The organism is Anaerovibrio slackiae (assembly GCF_009695585.1).
Lineage (GTDB): Bacteria > Bacillota > Negativicutes > Selenomonadales > Selenomonadaceae > Anaerovibrio > Anaerovibrio slackiae.
Genome location: NZ_VUNR01000011.1, coordinates 56,415 through 75,039 on the forward strand (window position 1 = coordinate 56,415; position 18,625 = coordinate 75,039).

The following is an 18,625-nucleotide window of genomic DNA, read 5'->3' on the forward strand; positions in this document are numbered from 1 at the left end:
TATTATGTACGGAATATCTTCTCAACAATGGAAAGTGATATTTAGCATTTTTCTGCGGCATAAGGACTTGATTAATTGGGTAAAACTATTTGGTTCCAGGGCTAGAGGCGATGGCAGAGTTACATCAGATGTGGATTTGGCTGTGTCAGTTAAAGATGGGGCTACATTGTCTTTGATTGAAGCATTTGAAGACAGCAGCCTGCCGTATACATTTGATATTATTGACTATGACAGGCAATCTAATGAGAATTTAAAAAAAGAAATAGATAGAGATGGAAAATTGCTTTTTTCCGTGAAAGGGGGTAGAAGTATTATGACCGATACACAGTTAAGGTTAAAGTGGGAAGATTATCATAGGGCTATGGACTCATTGAGAATTGCAGTAAAGTGGGAACGTGATGCTGACAACATGTATTTGGATGCTACGATACAGCGGTTTGAGTTTTGCTTTGAACTGGCATGGAAACTGATGAAGTCTGCTTTGGCGTATGAAGGTATTGAAGCGAGCAGTCCGCGAAGCAGTATTCGTGAGGGCTGGAAGCAGGGCTTGATTGATAGTGCAGAGAAATGGCTGGATATGCTGGAAAAGCGAAATCTGTCATCTCATACTTATAATGAAACGACAGCGATGGATGTATATAATTGTATAATTGGTGAGTATTTAGATTTATTATCTGCCTTGGAAAATAAAATAAAAGAACGTATATAAAAATCAATGGGGAAACCGGATGGATGGCTGGTATGTACAGAAAGGAGCATACCAGCATGGAAGATAAGATTGTTAGCATACTTGAGAGTATGGAAGAATATTTGGATGTAGGACAGCTGAAAAAGCTGCAAGAGGTGCTCATCAACTCATTATCAGAAAACCTTTCAATCAAGAAGTCAGAGGATAATGACTATTATTTAAAGGCATTTTTAGCTGCTAAAAAAATCGAGGGTTGTTCTGAGAGAACAATTCAATATTACAGAGTGACTATTGCAAAGATGCTTTCTCAGATAAATATTCCAGTGCGTAGAATTTCTACGGATGATATTAGAGGATATTTGGTAGCATATCAAAAAATAAACAATTGTGGCAATGTCACTATTGATAACATACGTAGGAATATATCTAGTTTTTTCTCATGGCTTGAGGAAGAAGACTATATTCTCAAGACACCTATGAAGCGTATTCATCGGATAAAAACAAAAAAGCAGGTGAAGGCTATTATTTCTGATGAGGAAATAGAGATTTTACGCGATAATTGCAACAAACGTGAGTTAGCTATAATAGATTTGCTATATTCTACAGGTATTAGAGTGGGTGAATTGGTAAATTTAGATATAGATGATGTAGATTTTGAGAATAGGGAATGTATTGTGTTTGGTAAAGGCGATAAAGAGCGAAAAGTTTATTTCGATGCCAAAACTAAAATACACTTGAAAAATTATATTGCAACGCGGACTGACAACAATCCAGCGTTGTTTGTATCTTTCAATGCCCCTCATAACCGCTTGAAAATAAGTGCGATAGAGATTTGTATGCGCAATTTAGGGCGAAGCCTTGATTTGTGCCGTATTCACCCGCATAAGTTCAGGCGTACTATGGCAACCAGGGCTATAGATAAAGGTATGCCGATAGAGCAAGTTCAAAAAATTCTCGGACATTCACAGATAGATACTACTATGCAATATGCTATAGTCAATCAAAATAATGTTAAGATTTCACATCAAAAATTAATGAATTAATCAAGTATCGGAAATTTGTGTTTGTCGATAAAATAAATATTTTTTACAAAATCATCTTGTAACTCTATTGGCGGAACAATAATATTTAGCGATTTTATTGCATCAAAATTTAAGCCAGCTTTAACTCCGTTTTGGTTTTTACTGCAAAACTGTCGTTTGCCAGCATCTGTTTCTAAGTAATAAGAAATATATTGAGGATTTATCCTATTTTGGTCTAATCGTACTAAAGATAGATGTTGATTAATATATGCACCTCTAGAAGATATATCTTTGTCTATTACACCAGTTCTTCCCAAATCAGCAGTTATACTAATTAATAAGTCACCACATTTCACCTTAGTTCTTTCTGCTTCTTTATTCTTCGGTGCTTTTATATATTGAATATCATCTAACACTATTTTATTGTTTTTTACATTCTTTATTGTAAGAAATAACTCATTTTCTTCATTAACGAAATATTTAGCCCATCCACGTGAACCAGATGTAAGAAAGTCAATATATTCTTCTAGTTTGTGTTCTTCCCACCCCAGTGGATTTATTACAGTATCTCCAAACATCTCAACAAATAAAGATTTAGTTAATAAATCTAGTTTTTTCAACTGTTGATTTTTTAATGATATTATATTATCGATCCTATTTAATGTGTTATAAATTTTCTTTTGTTCAACCATGTTAGGCAGAAATAACGGTATGCTTTTTAAATCTGCAATTGAAAAACTTGCTTGATTGACAGATTTTTTTGCTATTTTTTTTATATATTTTTTAAATGTATTACTTTTAAAGTAGTATTCAGCATATTCTGGTAATATGAAATTCCGATTAGCTTTTAGTCTTAATAAATTCATTCCGTGAATAATACACTCGTTTTTTTGCATTTTATACATAACAGCTCTACCTAAATATGCCATACTATTAATATGTGACATCAATATATCGCCATCTTGCAAAATATATTCGGTATATTTTTTCTTATCATGTATTCCAGCATATCCCATTTTATCTCTGTTAAAGGTATCATTTGCTAGTGTTTCTATGCGAGTTATGGGTATACCACCAGAAATAACTCCTTGCTTTATATTAGCACCATTTTTTATATAAAAAAAGCAATCATTAACATTAATAGTCATATTTTCACATCCGTACTAAAAAATATTATACAGGAAAGTTAGCGTAGTATTCTTGTAACTAGGAGCAGATAATGTGATGGGTGGATGGGGCGGTGCCAATGCAAGGCACTGAGACGCGCCTCGGTGCTTAGCGATTTGCAAGCCGTAGGCGCAGCAAGAGCTTAGCATCCGCTAGGCGTGGATAGTAGCGCGAGCGTGCCTGCATTGGCATTGCTCCTCCACCCATTGGAACAGTTGCTGTTTACTATTTACGATACTGTAATGTAGCACTTTTGATACAAAAAATTGTAATTTGCCAGTGTCCAAACTGACAAAATGGCAAAATTTCATCTATAAGATTCTCAAAAATAATGCAACTAAAGTCATAAAATGGTACAATGATACCTGATAAGAGCAATGAGGATAAAGGTCAGATTTTATCCGTTAAATTTATTAAAATTCGTTATTTCATTCAAATAATATCAGAATAGCAGTATCATTTGGCAAGGGGATGACATAATGTCCAATTTTGCATTTTTGGCAGGTTTGACGAATTTCAAAATGTTTGCAGCAGCAGCTATAGAGGCAGAAAAAGTATATGCTACCAGCCCTGCTATGTGTGCTATTGGCTGCCGCAAGGCATTGGAATTGGCTGTCAAGTGGGTTTATGCCGCAGACAAGACCATAGAAATGCCATATAGGGATAACCTGCAATCCCTCATCCATGAGCCATCTTTTAAAGATGCTGTAGATGAAAGAACCTGGGTAAAGCTGCCTTATATTATAAAATTGGGCAATCTGTCTGTACATACTGAGAGAAATGTACGTCCCGAAGAAGTAATTTTCAGCTTAAAAGGATTGTTTGAGTTTATTCAATGGATTAATTATTGCTATGGCAGTGATGAGGAGCGTTTTTTTGATGAAAAATTGATTCCTAAAAAACGTGTACAGCTGGATGTAGACAAAATCAAACAGCAGGAAAGCTTGCTGGCAATAAAGGACGAAAAGCTGAAGGAGATGGAAAAGCAGCTGGCTGCAATGGCTGCTGAATTGGCAGCAGCCAAAGCTGTGCATACTGAACAGCGAAGCTTTAATCCGGAAGAAATTTCTGAGTATGAAACTCGCAAACGCTATATTGACCTGGATTTAAAATTGATGGGCTGGAAATTCAAGGGGACAGATGGCTACAACGTATCTGAGGAATATGAAGTCAATGATATGACTGGTGTGCTGGGGCAGAAGGGGTACATAGATTATCTGCTGTTTGGTGATGATGGCAAGCCGTTGGCTGTGGTTGAGGCAAAGAGGACTTCTCTAGATGCGAAAAAAGGCAAGATTCAGGCTGAGTTGTATGCGGACTGTGTAGAGCGCAAATTTGGGCGCAGACCATTTATTTTTTATACGAATGGTTTTGAGACCTATTTTTGGGATGATAAATCCATGCCTGACAGGCTGGTAAGTTCTGTTTTTAGCAAGGAAGATTTGGAAAAATTGGTGAATCGCCGCTCGTTTGCTAAAGATTCCGGCATGTATGAAATAAATCGTGAGATCAGCGGGCGAAAATACCAGATGGAAGCTATTCGTTCTGTATGTGATGGCCTGAGGAAAAAGGTTAGGCGTCATCTCTTGGTGATGGCTACTGGGACAGGCAAGACACGCACAGCAGCAGGGCTGGTAGATATTCTGTCAAGGTCTGGTCATGTGACCAATATTTTATTTTTGGCTGACCGCAGGGCACTAGTAAAGCAGGCAAGAGATGCGTTCAAAGATTATCTGCCGAAGATGTCTTTGTGCAATCTTTGCGAAAATAAGCAGGATTATAACGCCAGAATTGTCTTTTCCACTTATCCAACCATCCTTGGGGCAATTGATGATACCAAGTCAAAGGATGGCAGTATTCTCTATACTCCGGCGCATTTTGATTTGATTATAATTGATGAAGCTCATCGCAGTATCTTTAAAAAGTATAAGGTTATTTTTGATTATTTTGATGCCGTGCTGGTAGGTTTAACGGCTACGCCTAAGACAGATGTGGACACGAATACGTATGATTTTTTTCAGTTGGAGGATGATGTACCTACCTTTGCTTATGAGTATGAAACTGCTGTAGAGGAAGGGTATCTTGTGCCTTACTACAATTATGAAGTCAAGACCAAATTTGTGTGCGAAGGCATAAAATATGATGAATTATCAGATGAAGAAAAACAGCGTTACGAGGAAGATTTTGCAGAAGATGATGTTGTACCGGCATACATATCCGAAAGCCTTATAAATAAGCGAGTATTCAACAAGGGAACTGTGGACAGGGTTATCACTGATTTAATGAGCAGGGGAATTAAAATCAACGGTGGTGATAAGCTGGGGAAAAGTATCATCTTTGCTGCAACTAAGGAACATGCCAGATATATTGTGGAACGGTTTGATGCATTGTATCCCCAGTATGCCGGGCATTTTGCAGCCTGTGTAGTGTGTTCAGATGATTATGCTCAGACGGTGATTGATGATTTTAAAATTGCAGAAAAAGCTCCCTTTATAGCAGTGTCTGTTGATATGATGGATACGGGTATTGATGTGCCTGAGGCGGTAAATTTAGTCTTTTTCAAGAAGGTGCGCAGTAAAAGCAAATTCTGGCAGATGATTGGCAGGGGGACAAGGCTCTGCAGGGATTTAAACTGTGTTGATACGCAAAGCGGCGAATATGCTGACAAAAAATATTTTCTGATTTTTGATTATGGGCAGAATTTTGATTTTTTCAGAACCCATAAGAAGGGCTTTGAAAACGGGGCAGTGCAGTCTCTGACAGAAAGTATTTTTATCAAGCAGGTGCGACTAATCAAGGAATTGCAGGAGCCGGTTTTTGCTGAGGCAAGATACCAGCAGTTCAGGGATGAGCTGATTGGGATTATTGTCGGACAGATTCAGGCGTTAAACAGGCAGTCTGTGGTGGTGCGCCTGAAACGCAGGTATGTGGACAAATATAATCATGCAGATGCTTTTACCTGCCTTAGTGAGGATGCCAAAGGTGAGCTGATTAAGGAATTGGCACCGCTCGTATATAATGATGAGCAGGATGAATTTGCCAAGCGTTTTGATAATTTCATGTATGGCATGATGCTGGCTTTGATAGGGAAGCACAGTTCCTTTAAGTCAGCAAAAAAGCAGCTGATTAAGACTGCTGATTTGCTGATTGCAAAGGCTGTAATTCCGCAGATAAAAAATAAATTGCCGGAAATTCAGGCAGTGCAGGCGGATGAATACTGGGAGGCTAATGACATACTTCTGTTTGAGCATACAAGAAAGCAATTGCGCGGACTTGTCCAGCTCTTATATGATGGCAGGCGCATGAAAATCATCAAGACAGTCCTGACAGATCCTGTTCTAGATGAAAAGGAAGGACAGACACTGCCTCAGGAAGAAAACTTTGAAAATTATAAAAGAAAAGTCAATCAGTATATTGAGGCGAACAAAGAAAGCCTGGCTATATTCAAGCTTATTCATAACAAGCCTATTACTGATGTGGAACTGGCTGATTTACAGAATGTTTTTCTGCGGCAGCTGGGCAGTGAGGATGATTATAAAAAGGAATTTGGTGCAACTCCTTTGGGAATACTTATCCGCAATATTGCAGGGATGGATAAGGAAGCTGTTCATGAAGCCTTTGCCGATTTTATTAACAGTCAAAGGCTTAACCAAAATCAGATTGTCTTTGTTGACAAATTGGTGGAGTATGTACGGGTAAATGGGTATGTAAAGACAGGTGATGTTTTTGACCATGCGCCTTTTGACAAGCCAAAATCAATGTATGATATGTTTGAGATGCCGCAGATAGAGGAGATTTGGAATATTATTGATTCTTTTAGCAGGAACGCCCTTGTGCAGGATGATGCAGTGTAGCTTTACCCTGTCAAGGATTTTCCAATAAAGCACAATGATTTGTTCGGTTGTAGAAGTAGAAGGAGTGAGTGATTATCATAGCAGTAAAGATACTTTGTATATCTCGTGCTTTACTTACAGGTGAATTATGATGCGGAATTATTGGAATTAAATGAAAAAATATGTTGATAATCATACATGATACAATAAAAATTGAGGTGGTTGATATGATGCATTTCTATACAGAGATGGAAGGCTGGACAACGTTGTTTTCGGATATTATGGTAGGAGATTATGACCAGGAAAGCATCAAGTTGATATTTGAGAAGCCGATAGAGAATGGGTTTGCTCATGGGGAGCTAATGCTTCCTGATATGACATGGAATAAACAGTTGTCTATGACTGAGGATGATGTGTTTTACCTTGAGCAATACGCTTTAGATAATTCTCCGTTGATTTGGGAACTTTCAAGGGAGGGAAATGGATGCCTACAGTAATAAAACTTGGCGCATATACCATATTTATATGGACTAATGACCACGAACCTGTACATGTTCATGTATGCAAAGGCAGCCCTCATGAAAATGCTACGAAGATCATGGTTCCTGCTGATGGTTCTCCTTATGTCGAACACAATAAGGATAAGATACCAAACAAGGATATGAAAACAATATTGCGCTGGATAGCTCAAAATAAAGGAAGAATATATCTGATGTGGTATCGAATCCATCAAGACTAGTATAGTGATGAAGGGCGTATCTATTGTTATAATTGGTATGCCTTTTTGGTTGTATAGCTTTGTTCTGCCAAGGATTTTGTAGTGAAGTGGTGTGCAATTGTTTTGCAAAGGAAAGAATGAGATAAATATGGCTAATCTGATAGTAGCCTCTTTCGTGTGTGGAAAATTTTGCAGATGAAAAGTTAGATTTTTCTTGGTTGTGGCATGTGACATAATAAAATTAATCGTAAAAGGAGGATGAGTTTGTCGTGGGGCAGGAATATATAATCATGCTGGCGATTTTGTTGTGCAGTATAGTTGGTCATAATATGTCCGTGGCTTATGCAGCCGGAGCGGTGATAATTTTGAAGCTGATGGGGCTAAATCAGCTAATAGATATTTTGGGCGATAAGGGGATAAGATGGGGGATTATCCTTTTGACGGCAGCTATCTTAGTGCCCATTGCTACAGGCAAGATTACCTTGGAAAATATTTGGCATTGCTTTCAGAGTCCGGCAGGCATTATTTCCCTGATTGTAGGGGCGGGGGTTGCCATTTTTGGTTATTTGGGCGTAGACTATATGAAAGCATCGCCGGAGGTGGCAACAGCACTGATTATAGGTACCATGATAGGCGTATTTTTCTTCAAGGGTGTTCCGGTAGGTCCCTTGATTGCCTCCGGTGTGGTGTATGTGATTATGAGTATTGCTCAGAAATTTATGGGAGAGTAGGTTAAATTATTTTTCGGTCCTAAATTGCAATAAGAGCGTATCGATTGTTGTAATCGATATGCCTTTTTGTTTGCATAACTTTGCCCTGTCAAGGATTTTGTAGTAAAATAGTAGGTAATAGTTTTGCAGCTGAAATGAAAGGATGAGATAGATATGGCTAAGATTAGTACGGGCTACACTCCTGATATGGGAGCGAAGATGCGCAGCATGCCGGAAATTCATGCCCGGTATCAGCAGTGCTGCCAGAAATACAAGCAGTTCAGAAATTGCAGTGCGGAGTTTCGTGAGCAGAAGGTGATGATTTACTCGGAGCTGAAAACCCTGGGCTGGGTGCTGGGGAAGTCAGACCGGCAGGTAAATCAGGAAGCAAATTTTTGATGCAATGATTTTAGTTTTAGCTTAGATTTAGTTTAGTTTAACCACAACAAAGGGGATTGATTTATGCAGGTAAATGATATTATACATGGTTTCAGGCTGCTGCGGCAGGAGCAGGTGAAGGAAGCGGCATCTGAGGCTTTTGAGTTTCAGCATGTGAAAAGCGGGGCGCGGCTTTTGTATCTGAAAAATACCGATGACAACAAGGTGTTTTCTATTTCCTTCCGTACGCCTCCTACTGACGATACAGGCGTGCCGCACATTATTGAGCATTCCACGCTATGCGGTTCCCGCAAGTTTCCGCTGAAGGAGCCTTTTGTGGAGCTGGTAAAGGGGTCATTGAATACCTTTCTCAATGCCATGACCTACCCGGACAAGACCATGTATCCGGTGGCAAGCTGCAACGACAAGGATTTTCACAACCTGATGGATGTGTATCTGGATGCGGTTTTCTATCCGTCTATCTATGATAATGAAGAAATTCTCATGCAGGAGGGCTGGCATTACGAGATTGAAAGCCCTGAGGAGCCGCTGAAATACAGCGGCGTGGTTTACAATGAGATGAAGGGGGCCCTGTCCTCCCCGGAGGATTTGCTGGAAAATCAGGTGATGCGGGAGATGTTCCCTGACAATACCTATTCCTGTGAATCCGGGGGCAATCCCAAGGCAATACCGAACCTGACCTACCAGCAGTTTATTGATTTCCATAAAAAGTATTATTCTCCTGCCAACAGCTATATTTATCTTTATGGCGATATGGATATTGAGGAGCAGCTGGCTTTTATTGACAGTGAATATCTCAGCAATTTTGATATTGTGGAGGTGGATTCTGCCATTCCTTTGCAGGCGGCCTTTAATGAGGTAAAGCAGGTTGAAGATAGCTATCCTATCGGGGAGGATGAGCCGGAGGACAGCAGGACCTTCCTGAGCTACAATCTGGTGATGGCACAGGCAGGAGAACATGAGCTGATTAATGCCATCGGTCTTTTGGAGCAGGCACTTTTGAAGACACCGGCGGCACCTCTCCGCAAAGCATTGATTGATGCAGGCCTGGGGATGGATGTTTCCTCCCATTTTGAGACTAATGTGCTGCAGCCGTATCTTTCCATTACGGTAAACGGTGCAGAGGCTGATAAGGCAGGAAAGTTCCGTCAGGTGCTCCACGACACGCTGGCCGAGCTGGTGGAAAATGGCATCGACAGGACTATTTTGGAGGCAGCCCTCAATCTCATGGAGTTCCAGCTGCGGGAAGCTGATTTCGGTTCCTATCCGAAGGGGCTGATTTACAATATCATGCTGATGACCAACTGGCTCTATGATAAGGACCCGCTGGAGAAGCTTCGCTATGAGGCAGATTTGCAGGATTTGCGCAGCAAGCTGGCTACTGATTATTATGAGCAGCTGCTGAAAAAATATTTTTTGGAAAATAATTTTGCTGTGTCAGTAGTTATGAAGCCGGATAAAACACTGGCGGATAGGCAGGAGGCTGCCTTGGCAGAGGAGCTGGCGGCAAAGAAGGCTGCCATGTCCGAGGCGGAAATCCAGGCGGTGATTGAAAATACTGCCCGCTTGAAGCTGCGCCAGCAGACACCGGATTCCCCGGAGGCACTGGCAACCATTCCCCTGTTGAAAATCGAGGATATCAACCCGGAGCCGAAGCATATTCCGCTGGAAGAACGGCAGATAGAGGGTGTGAAGGTGCTGTATACCCCGGCTGAGACCAATGGTATTGTCTATCTGAACCTGTATTTTCGGGCGGATGTGATACCTCAGGAGCTGGTGCCGTATGCCTACCTGTTCTCGGATATTATCGGGCTGGTGGATACGGAAAGCAGCACCTATGAGGACATGACCAACAGGGTAAATATGCACACCGGCGGCATCACTTTCAGCCTGGAAAACCTGACTCTGGAAGGGGTGGCGGATTCCCTGCAGCCGATTTTCAGGGTGTCAGCCAAGGCATTTATGCGGAAGCTGCCGGAGCTGGCGGAGATTATCGGCGAGCTTTTGAATGAAACGAAATTTGATGATAAGAAACGTATTTTGGAGCTTATGCAGCAGAACCGCTCCGAGTTTGAGCTTGAGATGCTGCAATCCCCTGTGCAGGTGGCGCTGGCACGGCTCAATTCCTTTATTTCCAAGGCCGGTGCATATAATGAGCAGGGGGAGTTGTCCTCTTATCCTCTCCTGAAAAAACTTACGGATGAGTTTGATGCCAATGCAGATGAATTCTGCGGCAAGCTGGCTCAGGTTATGAGCCTGCTGTTCAGCACAAAGCGTCTGACTATCGGCGTGACCATAGAGGAAAGCAACTATGCCGCCTTTGCTGACGGCATGAAGCCGCTGCTGCTGAAGCTTCAGGAAAATACTGAGGCTGACAGGGCGGAAGCTGTTGCCTACAACTTCCAGCCAGCTCCACAGCAGGAAGGCCTGCTGTCCTCCAGCCAGGTGCAGTATGTGGCAAAGGGAGCCAACCTGTACAGGCTGGGCTATGAGCTGACGGGAGCTTACCGGGTGCTGGAAATGCTTTTGAAGTATGAGTATTTCTGGATAAAAATCCGGGTGCAGGGCGGAGCCTATGGTGCCATGACCAGGTTCAACAGCGATGGCGATATGATGTTCGTGTCTTATCGTGATCCGAATCTGGCGGAAACTGTGGCGGTATTTGATGGTACGGCGGAGTTTCTCAGGAATTTTGAGGCTTCTGACAGGGAGATGGTGAAGTATATCATCGGTGCTATCAGCGGCATTGATACTCCTTTGACGCCTCGCCTTTTAGGGGCTACAGCCCAGCGTATGTATTTCCGCGGCATTACCTATGAGTCACGGCAGAAACGCAGGACGGAGCTTTTAAAGACTACCGTGGAGGATATCCGTGCCCTGGCTCCTGCCATTGCTGCCTGCATGGCTGAGAACAATCTCTGCGTGTTTGGCAATGGCACTGTTATCAAGGAAAATGAGGGCCTGTTTGGCAGGCTGACCAATGTGCTGGAATAAGGCTTGTTTTTGCTTTGTGCCTCTGGTCCCGGTTTCAGGGATTAGGGGCAGTGCATGGCAATTTGTCTTGACTTTCAGCAGGTAGCATGTAATAATAAAAGGAACATATTTCGACGGGAGGGTTTCTTTTGAAGGAGACAATTTTCAGGGGGGCAGGCGTGGCTATTATTACGCCTTTTACCGAGGATGGCATAAATTTTGATGAGCTGGGACGGATTATTGAGGATCAGATTGCAGGTGGCACCGATGCGATTATTATCACCGGCACTACCGGTGAGTCGGCAACCATGACCGACGATGAGCACAAGGCGGCTATTAAGTACGCTGTAGAGAAGGTCGCTGGCAGGATTCCTGTTATTGCAGGCACCGGCTCTAATGAGACTGCTTATGCAGTGCAGCTTTCCCAGTATGCGGAAGAGGTGGGTGCTGATGCCCTGCTGGTGGTTACCCCGTACTACAACAAGTGCACCCAGAAGGGGCTGGTAAAGCATTTTACTGCTATTGCTGATGCGGTGAATATTCCGCTGATTTTGTACAATGTACCATCCCGTACAGGTGTGAATATCCAGGTATCTACCTTTGCGGAGCTGGCAAAGCATCCCCGCATTGTGGCAGTGAAGGAGGCCAGCGGTGACCTGAGTGCCGTAGCAAAGATTCGTCATGCCTGTGGCGATGCCTTGGCTGTGTACTCCGGCAATGATGACCAGATTGTGCCGATTTTGTCCTTGGGTGGCAGCGGTGTTATTTCCGTGCTGTCCAACGTGGCTCCGCAGATGACTCACGATATCTGCCAGCTGTATTTTGATGGCAAGGTGAAGGAAGCAGCTGATTTGCAGGTTGGCGCTATTGATTTGATTAGTGCCCTGTTCTGCGAGGTAAATCCGATTCCTGTCAAGGTGGCAATGCGGATGCTGGGCTATGCCGCAGGTCCTTTGCGCCTGCCGCTGACCGAGATGGAGCCGGAGCATGAGGCACAGCTGCGTGCAGCACTGGCTAATCATGGTTTGATTAAGTAAGCGTAAGTAAATATTGTTCTGGCAAGGGAGCTATCATGCAGTTTTTGGCTGTGTGACAGCTCCTTTTTTGGTATAATATTATCAGGTATATATGTGGTTCGTTTGAGAATTTGTAAAATAAAAGATGATGAAAATGATAAAAGCTGATTGCAGGAAAAGGCTTGTTCAATGCAATCGAGGCTAGTGAAGGAGGAAAGTTATGCGAGGGGTGTTTGATATTGTGGGGCCGGTGATGATAGGCCCTTCCAGCTCCCATACGGCAGGTGCGGCAAGGCTGGGACTGATGGCTGGCAAGATACTGGGGGAACGGGTGGTGAAGGCAGAGATATTGCTGCACGGCTCCTTTGCTCAGACCTACAGGGGGCATGGCACGGACAAGGCACTTTTGGGGGGCATTATGGGCTTTGAGCCGGAGGATGAGCGGCTGAGGGACGCGCTGGAAATTGCCAGTGACAGGGGGATAGAGTATTCCTTCAGCCCTGTGGATATCCCGGAGGCACATCCCAATACGGCAGTGCTGCTGCTGACCGGGGAGAAGGGACGGACTGTGCGGGTGGAGGGAGCCTCCATCGGCGGCGGCAACATCCGCATTTCCCAGATTGGCGATTTTGAGGTGCATCTGACAGGCAAGTATCCTGCCCTGGTGGTGGTGCATCGTGACAGGCCGGGAGTGGTCAACAAGATTACCACGATTATTGCCAGGTACGGCATCAATATTGCCTACATGAAGCTGTCGCGGAAGAACCGGGGTCAGGAAGCCATGATGATATTGGAGACGGATGATGAGCTGACTGGCGAGATGCTAGAGGATTGCTGTGCGGTGCCGGAGATTATCAAGGCATTTGCCATACCGTCCATCAGGGGAAGGGAGTGACAGGGAGATATGATTAGCTTTAATTCGATTGCTGAGCTGGTGGAGCTGGCGCAGAAGGCAAATTGCCCTATCAGCCAGATTGTCATCCAGTGGGAAATGGAAAATAACTTTGTGGCGGAGGAAAAGCAGCGTGCCATGATGCTGAAAAACTGGCAGGTCATGGAGGAATCCCTGAAGCGGGGGCTGACGAACTATGAGAAGTCTGTCAGCGGCTTGACCGGCGGTGATGCGGTGAAGCTCTATGCCTACCGCCAGCATGGCTATACCGGGGAGGCGGTGCTGTCCGCTGCTGCCAGTGCCGTGGGGGTTAGCGAGGTAAATGCGGTGATGGGCAGGATTGTGGCGTGCCCTACGGCAGGCTCTTGCGGCATCGTGCCTGCTGCTATCTATGCTGCGGCAGAAAAAAATGGCAACAATATCGATGAGATTGTGGATGCCCTCTTTACGGCGTCAGGCATCGGCATGGTGGTGGAGGCAAATGCTTCTATAGCAGGTGCCTACGGCGGCTGCCAGGCGGAGTGCGGCACCGCTGCCGGGATGGCGGCAGGTGCGCTGGTGCAGCTGGCAGGGGGAACGCCTGAGATAGTGGGCAATGCCGTAGCACTGGCTATCAAGAACCTGCTGGGGCTGGCCTGTGACCCGGTGGCAGGGCTGGTGGAGGTTCCATGCGTGAAGCGCAACGGCTTTATTGCGGTGCATGCCATGGTGGCGGCGGATATGGCTATGGCAGGGGTGCAATCCGTAATTCCGGTGGATGATGTTATTGATGCCATGAACCGCATAGGCCGTTCCATGCCAAGCTCCATAAAGGAAACTGCCGAGGGAGGCCTGGCCACTACCAAAACAGGTTTGCGGCTGACAAAGGAGATTTTTGGCAAGTAAGCCGCCGGGCGAAGGAAAATAAGGTTATTAATGAAGTAATGCTGATGCGGCTAAAGTCTTATTCATCAAGAAAGCCAGGATTATAATTTAATTTTAATGGACATTTTCCTGATTTTGTAATAAAGTATATAGGTAATTGCAAATGTTACAAGTCAGGGAGGATGTTTCCAATGAAGAAATGTTTACAGCTTTTGTTGATGCTTTGCATTCTGGTGCTGGGTGCTCAGAGTGCTTTTGCCGGCGGCCTGCTGGGGGGAACCGGTGTCAGTGAGGACAGGGTTTATGACCAGGACGGCATGCTGAAGGTCAAGAATTTGGCGATTGCCGCACCGATTTATAATGGCCCTAAGACTGAAGGGGAGCCTGAGGTCGAGGATTTGCCGGAGATTTTGATGGAGGGGACGCTGGCTGATAAGAAAGGCGTGCTGAATTATATTTCCTATCGTGATGTGTGCCAAAATATCAAGGTAGCCAAGCACATCGATATTCTGCGCCTGGACAGGAAGAAGGCCTTTGCCGAGTACAAGGAAGCCATTGGCAAGTATGCGGATGCTTATGTGGTAGTGACTGTTTCCAATGGCACCAGTGCCAATGACGGCACCCGCCTGAATGTTTTCTTTGATGTGTATGATGCCAATACCAGCAAGGTGATTTATGCCTACAGAAAGCTGGCTCCGAAGTCCGCTACCCGTGATACCCTGCTCTACACCGAGATTGCCAAGGATTTCTACACTGATTTCATCAAGGCACAGAACAAGGTAGAGGAAGACAAGGAGAAGGAAGCCAAGGCGATTTTGAAGATGGAAAAGGATGCCGCTAAGAAGGCTGAAAAGGAAGCCGCAAAGAGTAAATAATTTGATGAAATATAAAAACTGCTGCATTTGAGGAATGGTTTCCCAGATACAGCAGTTTTTTAGTGCGCTATTTTAGTATACTATTTTGATGCGTTATTTCAGTGTTTGGATATTTAGTGTGCCAGATAGATAGGCTTGATTTTTGCGTCCTCGGCTACGTTTTCCCGGAGAAAGCCGGCGGCTACCATGGCATCCAGGACCACGAATTGGCGTTTTTTGGCCAGCATGAAGTCAACGTATGGGGAGTAGAGGGAAGGGGCGTTGGGGATGCCTGCCAGCATGGCTGCCTCCGGCAGTGCCAGCATGGCAGGCTCTTTGCCGAAGTATCCTTCTGCCGCCTGTCCGATGCCGTAGTAGCCGGAGCCGAAATAGATGGAGTTCAGGTAAAGCTCAAGGATTTCCTCCTTGGAGTAGTTCAGCTCCATATCCATGGCCAGGATGAATTCCTCCGCTTTCCTGCCCATGGTCTGCTCCTGGCTGAGAAACAGGTTCTTTACCAGCTGCTGGGTAATGGTGCTGGCACCTTCCTTCACCTCGCCGTATTGCAGGTTGACCAGGGAGGCACGGAAAATGCCCTCCATGTCAAAGCCCCAGTGATTGTAAAATTTCCTGTCCTCCACGGCTATGACTGCCTGCTGCAGGGATTCAGGTATGTTCTGCAGCCTGACATAATCTGCCTGCCGGGTGCGGGCCTGGACGGCTTTTTTGAGGAAGATGGCACGGCTTATTCTGTCAAGGCTGGAGGGCTGTCCGTCGGCTGGCGCGTCACTGTCCTCAGTATTGATATTTTCGATGCCGTTCCCGATTTTTGTGCTGAGACTTCTGGTGGTATTTTGTACCTTGACAAACATTTCATTGTCAGACAGGTAAAAATTTGCTCCCCCTGCTATCAGAAAGGAAAGGCAGAAAACCACTGCCAGCAGGAATGTCCATTTAATGAAAGCTTTTATTTTTTTTATCAACATAATAATGTCCTTTGCCTTGAATATATATTGGTTATGATGTAAAATGAAGTGTTGTTGCATATATTATATCGCAATTCCGGTATTTTGGGAAATTTAGTTGCATATTTTGGCGCAGGGTGTTGCATAATATGCACAAAAGCTGTATAATTATAAAATCTAAAGGGGGAGTCGGATAATGAAAAAAGTTAGTATTATTGGCGCGACTGGTTATGCCGGCGCGGAATTGCTGCGTATTTTGCATAACCATCCAGAGGCAGAGGTGGTGCATATCACTTCTGAGAGCCATGCTGGCGAGGCGATTTCTGATATTTATCCACACTTGAAGGGCATTTATGACCAGAAGCTCATGAGCATGAAGGATATTGAGGTCATCGGCCAGGACAGCGATTTTGTGTTCATAGGGCTGCCTCACGGCCATGCCATGAAGGTGGGCAAGGCTTTGGAGAATATGCCTGTCCGCATTATTGACCTGGGAGCTGACTACAGATTTACTGATACTGATGTGTATGAGGCATGGTACAAGGTTCCTCACATCCACAAGGATGCCCCTCGGGTTTATGGCCTGGCGGAGCTTTACCGGGAGCAGATAAGGGATGCCAAGATTATCGGCAATGCAGGCTGCTACACTACAGCTAGCATCCTGGCACTGGCACCTCTTGCCAAGCACCATCTGATTGAGGTGGACACCATCGTGGTGGATGCCAAGTCCGGCGTGTCCGGGGCTGGCCGTTCCGCCAAGCAGGCAAACCATTTCCCTGAGCTTTATGACAGCTTCAAGGCCTATGGGGTGGCAACCCATCGTCATACCCCTGAGATTGAGCAGGCCATTGCCGATTTGTCCGGGGAGGAAACGGTGCTGAACTTTACTCCTCATCTAGTGCCTATGTCCAGGGGCATTCTGAGTACCTGCTATGCCAAGCTGAAGGAGGGGGTAACTGCCGATATGGTTACTGCCGCCTACGAAATGATGTATGGCAAGGAGTATTTCGTCCGCTTGATTGGCCTGGGAGGCTATCCTGCCACCAAGAATGTGCGGGGCTCCAACTTCTGTGACCTGGGCTGGCATATTGACCAGCGCACCGGCAGGGTGATTGTGCTGTCTGCCATAGATAATCTGGTGAAGGGTGCGGCAGGCCAGGCTGTGCAGAACTTCAATATCGCCAGCGGCTTTGATGAAAAGCTGGGGCTGGATATGGTGCCTGTATATCCTTGATGTAAATTTGTAATAATTTTGATAGAGTAAACTTTTTATAGATTTTATAATTTTGATAGTGTAGGAGGAACGGATATGTTTAGTGAAAAGAATGCGGCTGCCGGTGTAACCTTTCCAAAGGGGTTCAAGGCTGCCGGTGTAAAGGCTGGCATCAAAAAGAGCGGCAATCTGGATTTGGCTTTGATTTATACAGAGAAGGAAGCAGCTGTAGCAGGCGTATTTACCAAAAATGCAGTGGCTGCGGCTCCTGTAATTGTTTCCCGTGAGGTGGTAAAGGGCGGCAAGGCTCATGCCATCGTTGCCAATGCCGGCTGTGCCAATGCCTGCACTGGTGAGACAGGTCTTGCCAATGCCAGGAAAATGGCGGCTCTGGCTGCTGCAGAAGTGGGCTGTGCCTCTGATGAGGTGCTGGTGGGCTCCACCGGCATTATCGGTGTGAACTTGCCGATGGACAAGCTGGAGGCAGGCATCAAGGCTGCTGCTGCGGAGCTTTCCGAGGATGGCAGCAAGAACGCAGGCAATGCCATTATTACCACCGATACTTATTCCAAGGCTTGTTCCTGTGAGGTGGAGATTGGCGGACAGGCAGTGCGCTTCGGTGCTATTGCCAAGGGTTCCGGCATGATTCAGCCGAATATGGCTACCATGCTCTGCTACATCACCACTGATGCCAATATTTCCAGCCAGCTGATGCAGAAGGCTCTTTCCGAAATTGTTGAGGTTTCCTTCAATATGATTTCCGTTGATGGCGATATGAGTACCAACGATACTGTGCTGGTACTGGCAAATGGCGCATCCGGCGCGGCAGAAATCACTGATGGTTCCCCTGAGTATGACAAGTTCTATGCAACGTTGAAGGAAATCTGCCAGGAGCTGTCCAAGCGGATTGCAGCTGATGGCGAGGGCGCAACCAAGTTCCTGACTATCAATGTAAGCGGTACCAAGACCTTTGAGGATGCCAAGACTGTAGCCATGAGCATTGCCAAGTCTCCGCTGGTAAAGACAGCTTTCTTTGGCGAGGACCCGAACTGGGGGCGTGTTATCTGCGCTGTGGGCTATGCAGGGATTCCGATGGTGCCTGAAAAGACCGTTATCAAGTTTGGCGGCGTGCCTGTCTATGCCAATGGCCTGGGGGCAGAGTTCAATGAGGACGACATCCATAAGGTTATGGCAGAGCATGATATTGTGATTGATGTGGAGATGGGCATGGGAGATGCCAAGGCTACTGTATGGAGCTGCGATTTCTCCTATGAGTATGTGAAGATTAATGGTGAGTATCACACCTGATAA

The 18,625-nt window shown here is 45.1% G+C and carries 16 protein-coding genes; 14 read left to right on the plus strand and 2 right to left on the minus strand.

The window, feature by feature from the left end; translation table 11 throughout:
• Positions 1-4 precede the first annotated feature (4 nt).
• Both FYJ84_RS07060 and xerA read left to right on the plus strand, forming a co-directional pair.
• Positions 5-709 carry an HI0074 family nucleotidyltransferase substrate-binding subunit gene (locus FYJ84_RS07060; RefSeq protein WP_154406892.1) on the plus strand — a complete coding sequence of 235 codons (705 nt, stop codon included), beginning with the start codon at positions 5-7 and terminating at the stop codon, positions 707-709.
• A 56-nt stretch (positions 710-765) separates the two neighbouring features.
• Positions 766-1,731: a site-specific tyrosine recombinase/integron integrase gene (xerA, locus tag FYJ84_RS07065; RefSeq protein ID WP_154406893.1), complete on the plus strand. Its 966-nt coding sequence runs from the start codon at positions 766-768 to the stop codon at positions 1,729-1,731.
• Here xerA and FYJ84_RS07070 read toward each other — a convergent pair.
• Positions 1,728-2,858 (minus strand): restriction endonuclease subunit S, encoded by a 1,131-nt coding sequence (locus tag FYJ84_RS07070; protein WP_154406894.1) that lies wholly within the window; start codon positions 2,856-2,858, stop codon positions 1,728-1,730. The genes xerA and FYJ84_RS07070 overlap by 4 nt on opposite strands.
• A 498-nt stretch (positions 2,859-3,356) precedes the next feature.
• On the opposite strand from FYJ84_RS07070, the gene FYJ84_RS07075 reads away from it, so the two are divergent.
• The 10 genes from FYJ84_RS07075 to FYJ84_RS07120 all read left to right on the plus strand — a co-directional run bounded on the left by FYJ84_RS07075 (position 3,357) and on the right by FYJ84_RS07120 (position 15,157).
• A complete protein-coding gene (locus FYJ84_RS07075) occupies positions 3,357-6,731 on the plus strand; it encodes a DEAD/DEAH box helicase family protein (RefSeq protein ID WP_154406895.1) in 3,375 nt (1,124 codons plus the stop codon).
• A 206-nt stretch (positions 6,732-6,937) separates the two neighbouring features.
• Positions 6,938-7,207: a hypothetical protein gene (locus tag FYJ84_RS07080; RefSeq protein ID WP_154406896.1), complete on the plus strand. Its 270-nt coding sequence runs from the start codon at positions 6,938-6,940 to the stop codon at positions 7,205-7,207.
• Positions 7,195-7,449, plus strand: coding sequence for a DUF4160 domain-containing protein (locus FYJ84_RS07085; RefSeq protein WP_154406897.1), 255 nt, complete (start codon positions 7,195-7,197; stop codon positions 7,447-7,449). The genes FYJ84_RS07080 and FYJ84_RS07085 overlap by 13 nt, the downstream gene beginning before the upstream one ends.
• A 248-nt stretch (positions 7,450-7,697) precedes the next feature.
• Positions 7,698-8,159, plus strand: a complete 462-nt coding sequence (locus FYJ84_RS07090) for a DUF441 domain-containing protein (RefSeq protein ID WP_328596348.1) — start codon at positions 7,698-7,700, stop codon at positions 8,157-8,159.
• A 153-nt stretch (positions 8,160-8,312) separates the two neighbouring features.
• Complete coding sequence (locus tag FYJ84_RS07095) at positions 8,313-8,537, plus strand: hypothetical protein (RefSeq protein WP_154406898.1); 225 nt, start codon at positions 8,313-8,315, stop codon at positions 8,535-8,537.
• A gap of 63 nt (positions 8,538-8,600) precedes the next feature.
• Entirely contained in the window at positions 8,601-11,531 is a 2,931-nt protein-coding gene (locus FYJ84_RS07100) for an insulinase family protein (protein WP_154406899.1), read from the plus strand.
• A gap of 128 nt (positions 11,532-11,659) precedes the next feature.
• Positions 11,660-12,547, plus strand: coding sequence for a 4-hydroxy-tetrahydrodipicolinate synthase (gene dapA, locus FYJ84_RS07105; RefSeq protein WP_154406900.1), 888 nt, complete (start codon positions 11,660-11,662; stop codon positions 12,545-12,547).
• A 199-nt stretch (positions 12,548-12,746) separates the two neighbouring features.
• Complete coding sequence (gene sdaAB / locus FYJ84_RS07110) at positions 12,747-13,421, plus strand: L-serine ammonia-lyase, iron-sulfur-dependent subunit beta (RefSeq protein ID WP_154406901.1); 675 nt, start codon at positions 12,747-12,749, stop codon at positions 13,419-13,421.
• Between the two features lie 9 nt (positions 13,422-13,430).
• A complete protein-coding gene (gene sdaAA, locus FYJ84_RS07115; protein WP_154406902.1) occupies positions 13,431-14,303 on the plus strand; it encodes an L-serine ammonia-lyase, iron-sulfur-dependent, subunit alpha in 873 nt (290 codons plus the stop codon).
• Between the two features lie 170 nt (positions 14,304-14,473).
• A complete protein-coding gene (locus FYJ84_RS07120; protein ID WP_154406903.1) occupies positions 14,474-15,157 on the plus strand; it encodes a hypothetical protein in 684 nt (227 codons plus the stop codon).
• Positions 15,158-15,270: 113 nt separating this feature from the next.
• Here the strand turns inward: FYJ84_RS07120 and FYJ84_RS07125 are convergent, their stop codons facing one another.
• The gene (locus tag FYJ84_RS07125) at positions 15,271-16,122 is read right to left on the minus strand and encodes a transglycosylase domain-containing protein (protein WP_235901384.1); all 852 of its coding nucleotides are present in this window, start codon (positions 16,120-16,122) and stop codon (positions 15,271-15,273) included.
• Positions 16,123-16,297: 175 nt separating this feature from the next.
• Here FYJ84_RS07125 and argC point away from each other — a divergent pair, with 175 nt between their 5' ends.
• Positions 16,298-17,335: an N-acetyl-gamma-glutamyl-phosphate reductase gene (gene argC, locus FYJ84_RS07130; protein WP_154406904.1), complete on the plus strand. Its 1,038-nt coding sequence runs from the start codon at positions 16,298-16,300 to the stop codon at positions 17,333-17,335.
• Positions 17,336-17,410: 75 nt separating this feature from the next.
• Complete coding sequence (gene argJ, locus FYJ84_RS07135) at positions 17,411-18,622, plus strand: bifunctional glutamate N-acetyltransferase/amino-acid acetyltransferase ArgJ (RefSeq protein WP_154406905.1); 1,212 nt, start codon at positions 17,411-17,413, stop codon at positions 18,620-18,622.
• Positions 18,623-18,625: the final 3 nt, after the last annotated feature.

What these genes read in the sequence shown, in the direction of transcription:
- FYJ84_RS07120 (WP_154406903.1), top strand. Translation starts at nt 14,474, where the DNA reads ATGAAGAAATGTTTACAGCTTTTGTTGATGCTTTGCATTCTGGTGCTG.
- FYJ84_RS07100 (WP_154406899.1), top strand. Translation starts at nt 8,601, where the DNA reads ATGCAGGTAAATGATATTATACATGGTTTCAGGCTGCTGCGGCAGGAG.
- xerA (WP_154406893.1), top strand. Translation starts at nt 766, where the DNA reads ATGGAAGATAAGATTGTTAGCATACTTGAGAGTATGGAAGAATATTTG.
- FYJ84_RS07125 (WP_235901384.1), bottom strand. Translation starts at nt 16,122, where the DNA reads ATGTTGATAAAAAAAATAAAAGCTTTCATTAAATGGACATTCCTGCTG.
- FYJ84_RS07075 (WP_154406895.1), top strand. Translation starts at nt 3,357, where the DNA reads ATGTCCAATTTTGCATTTTTGGCAGGTTTGACGAATTTCAAAATGTTT.
- FYJ84_RS07095 (WP_154406898.1), top strand. Translation starts at nt 8,313, where the DNA reads ATGGCTAAGATTAGTACGGGCTACACTCCTGATATGGGAGCGAAGATG.
- FYJ84_RS07060 (WP_154406892.1), top strand. Translation starts at nt 5, where the DNA reads ATGTACGGAATATCTTCTCAACAATGGAAAGTGATATTTAGCATTTTT.
- argJ (WP_154406905.1), top strand. Translation starts at nt 17,411, where the DNA reads ATGTTTAGTGAAAAGAATGCGGCTGCCGGTGTAACCTTTCCAAAGGGG.
- argC (WP_154406904.1), top strand. Translation starts at nt 16,298, where the DNA reads ATGAAAAAAGTTAGTATTATTGGCGCGACTGGTTATGCCGGCGCGGAA.
- sdaAB (WP_154406901.1), top strand. Translation starts at nt 12,747, where the DNA reads ATGCGAGGGGTGTTTGATATTGTGGGGCCGGTGATGATAGGCCCTTCC.
- FYJ84_RS07070 (WP_154406894.1), bottom strand. Translation starts at nt 2,858, where the DNA reads ATGACTATTAATGTTAATGATTGCTTTTTTTATATAAAAAATGGTGCT.
- sdaAA (WP_154406902.1), top strand. Translation starts at nt 13,431, where the DNA reads ATGATTAGCTTTAATTCGATTGCTGAGCTGGTGGAGCTGGCGCAGAAG.
- FYJ84_RS07085 (WP_154406897.1), top strand. Translation starts at nt 7,195, where the DNA reads ATGCCTACAGTAATAAAACTTGGCGCATATACCATATTTATATGGACT.
- FYJ84_RS07080 (WP_154406896.1), top strand. Translation starts at nt 6,938, where the DNA reads ATGATGCATTTCTATACAGAGATGGAAGGCTGGACAACGTTGTTTTCG.